Here is a 2,704-nt window from a genome sequence, read left to right as displayed (position 1 = left end):
CCCTTCGGAGCGCACTTTGTCTCCCATCCGGACGGATCCGGTCCCGGGACGGTCGGCCCGTGGGAGCATCGAGCGACGATGACTGTTGGCTCCAGCGTCCCCGATGGCCCGGACATCCCGCCGTTGACCGCGCTGTCGGATGGGCCCCACCCCGGCTGGGCGTCGCGACCTGCCGAGGTCAGCGCGGCGTCGAGACGATATCGGGAGGCCTGCGCCCTCGGCGTCGCCGAAGCCACCGAATGCGACGAAGATCCCGTCCGGGTGATTGCCGACGCGATCGACGGTCACGCCACGACGGTCCGCCATGCGCTCGAGCAGATCGGCGACGAGCCTGCGCTGGGCGCATTGGAGGCCGTGCTCGACCTGTCATTGCTGGAGCGCGAGTTGCTCGAGGATCGCACCCAGCGACGCACACTGGCGCTGTTGCGGGTACAGGAGGCCCTGAGCAACCTGCGGGCGGTCGACGCCGTCGCCGCAATCGTCGACCGCGCGCCACGGGAATTGGTCGAGTCGTGCGGTTTCGATCGCGCGGTGCTGTTCCGGGTGCACGAAGGCCGAATGGTGATGGAGTCGGCCTACTTCGGCGGCGATGAGGTGGGCGCGCAGAAAATGGTGGCGTTCGCGCAGTCGGTGGCGCCACCGTTGGATCACATGCTGTTGGAGACCGAGATGATCCGACAGCGCGCGCCGGCGATCGTCCGTGATGCGCGCAACGACAGCCGGGTCAACCGGCCGATCGTCGACTTCTCGATGACGCATTCGTACGTGGCCGCGCCGGTGATGCCGACCGGCCGGGTGATCGGCTTCCTGCACGCCGACCGGCTCTACACCGGGCAGACCGTCGACGAGATCGACCGAGACACGGTCTGGGCGTTCGCCGAAGGATTCGGCTACGCCTTCGAACGGTCGGTGTTGTTGGAGCGAATGCGCCGACAACAATCCGAGGTATGCGAGGCGTTGGCGTCGGCTGAGGCCGCCGCCCGCGAACTGCAGAGCGCCGATCTGGAGCTGCGCAAGGTCGAACCCGCCGAGCACAGCACCGCGGCCCGCTCACTGGCCCAGGTCGAGTCTGCGGCGCACGCGGTGCTCACCCGCCGCGAGATCGAGGTGCTGCAGCTGATGGCCGCCGGCCGGACCAACCAACAGATCGCGGCGGAATTGGTCATCTCGACCGGCACGGTGAAATCCCATGTCAAGCGGGTGCTGCGCAAACTGCGCGCGACCAACCGCGCCGAGGCGGCGTCGACCTACACCCGGCTGGCCAACGCGCAACACTGACTCAACCCGCCGCCACCGAGATCGACGAAATGGCGGGTTCTACTCGCACTTTCGCGCCCAAAGGTTCATTTGGGCGTCGGGAAGAGGGGTCAGGCGGGTTCGAACCAGAGCGCGGCCAGCGGTGGCAGCACCATCACCGCCGACGCCGGTCGGCCGTGCCAGGGCTCGTCGGTGGCCTGCACTGCGCCGAGGTTGCCGGCCCCCGCGCCGTTGTAGATCGTCGCGTCGGTGTTGAGCACCTCATTCCAGGTGCCGCCGCGTGGCAGGCCCAGCTGGTAGCTGCTGTGTTCGGATCCGGAGAAGTTGAACACACACGCCAGCACCGAGCCGTCGCTGCCGAAGCGCAGGAAGCTCAACACGTTGTTGGCCGAGTCGTTGGCGTCGATCCACGAGTAGCCCTCCGGGCTGGTGTCGCGGGTCCACAGCGCGGGCCGGCTGCGGTAGATCTCGTTGAGGTCGCCCACCAGTCGCTGGATGCCGCCGGAGAAGCTGTTCTCGTCGAGTTGGTACCAGTCCAGCCCGCGCTCCTCGGACCACTCGGCGCGCTGGCCGAACTCCTGACCCATGAACAGCAGTTGCTTACCCGGGTGGGCCCACTGGTAGGCCAGCAGGCCGCGCAGTCCGGCGGCCTTCACGTGGTCGTTGCCCGGCATCCGGCCCCACAACGTGCCCTTGCCGTGCACGACCTCGTCGTGGCTGATCGGCAGCACATAGTTCTCGCTGAACGCATACAGCATCGAGAACGTCATCTCGTGGTGGTGGTAGCTGCGGTGCACCGGATCGTGGCTGATGTAGTCCAACGTGTCGTTCATCCAGCCCATGTTCCACTTCATCGAGAAGCCAAGGCCACCAAGGTTTGTCGGCCGCGATACACCCGGCCACGAGGTAGATTCCTCGGCGATTGTGACGATCCCCGGTGCCACCCGGTGTACCGTGGCGTTCATTTCCTGGAGGAACTGCACGGCCTCCAGGTTCTCCCGGCCGCCGTAGACGTTGGGGGTCCAGCCGCCCTCGGGACGGGAATAGTCCAGGTACAGCATCGAGGCGACGGCGTCCACCCGCAGCCCGTCGATGTGGAACTCCTGCAGCCAGTACAGCGCGTTGGCGACCAGGAAGTTGCGCACCTCGGCCCGGCCGAAGTCGAACACGTAGGTGCCCCAGTCCAGTTGCTCGCCGCGGCGCGGGTCGGAGTGCTCATAGAGGGCCGTCCCGTCGAAGCGGCCGAGCGCCCAGGCGTCCTTCGGGAAGTGCGCCGGCACCCAGTCCACGATCACCCCGATCCCGGCCTGGTGCAGCGAGTCCACCAGGAACCGAAAATCGTCCGGGGTGCCCAGCCGCGAGGTCGGCGCGTAGTAGGAGGTGACCTGGTAGCCCCACGACCCGCCGAACGGGTGTTCGGCCACCGGCAGCAGTTCCACATGAGTAA

Annotated in this window: 2 protein-coding genes; one reads left to right on the top strand and one right to left on the bottom strand. The window is 67.3% G+C overall.

What is annotated here, in order from left to right:
- The coding region (locus tag ACN269_RS33710) for a response regulator transcription factor (protein WP_421477239.1) at positions 1-1,278 on the top strand (1,278 nt) is incomplete at its 5' end.
- Positions 1,279-1,367: 89 nt separating this feature from the next.
- Here ACN269_RS33710 and glgB read toward each other — a convergent pair.
- A partial coding sequence (gene glgB, locus ACN269_RS33705) for a 1,4-alpha-glucan branching protein GlgB (protein WP_421477237.1) occupies positions 1,368-2,704 on the bottom strand: 1,337 nt, incomplete at its 5' end.

Origin of the sequence: Micromonospora sp. WMMD736, from assembly GCF_049179015.1 — a bacterium.
GTDB lineage: Bacteria > Actinomycetota > Actinomycetes > Mycobacteriales > Micromonosporaceae > Micromonospora.
The sequence above is the reverse complement of the archived record's forward strand: the minus strand, read 5'-3'. Positions and strand labels throughout refer to the sequence as shown.